We start from the raw sequence: 428 nt of genomic DNA, 5'->3' as shown, positions 1-428 counted from the left end.
TATTCCTTTCATACAGCATGTGATCGGAATGGTTTTGTCCTCGGGACAATTGTCACACCAGGTAATATTCACGATAGTATCATTTTAAATCCCTTGCTCGAGCTCATCATCCACCGTTTTACCGTCCCGTTTGCAGTCGTCGCAGACTCCGCCTATAAAACCGCCCCCATCGTACATTTACTTCTCAGACAGCGTATTTTGCCAGTCTTCCCCTACACTCGCCCTAAAGGGGTGAAAGGTATGTTCAAAACGAATGCCTTTTATAATGATGCGTATTACGACTGCTATCTCTGTGAAAATAATCAGCAGCTTGTCTATCGAACAACTACACGGGAAGGGAGACGGGAGTACGTATCAGATCCAAAAATCTGTGAAACTTGTCCATTTCTAGAACGGTGTACGAAAAGTCAGACGATGCAGAAAGTGAT

Annotated in this window: 1 protein-coding gene; it reads left to right on the top strand. The window is 44.2% G+C overall.

Annotated elements, in window-relative coordinates:
- Nucleotides 1–428: transposase (locus tag KNQ02_RS15550; protein WP_214809144.1), on the top strand; the 428-nt coding region annotated here is incomplete at both ends.

The sequence above is a fragment of the Exiguobacterium sp. s102 genome (assembly GCF_018618635.1).
Taxonomy (GTDB): Bacteria; Bacillota; Bacilli; order Exiguobacteriales; family Exiguobacteriaceae; genus Exiguobacterium_A; species Exiguobacterium_A oxidotolerans.
Note: the sequence above shows the minus strand (reverse complement) of the source record. Positions and strands in the feature narration are given on the sequence as shown.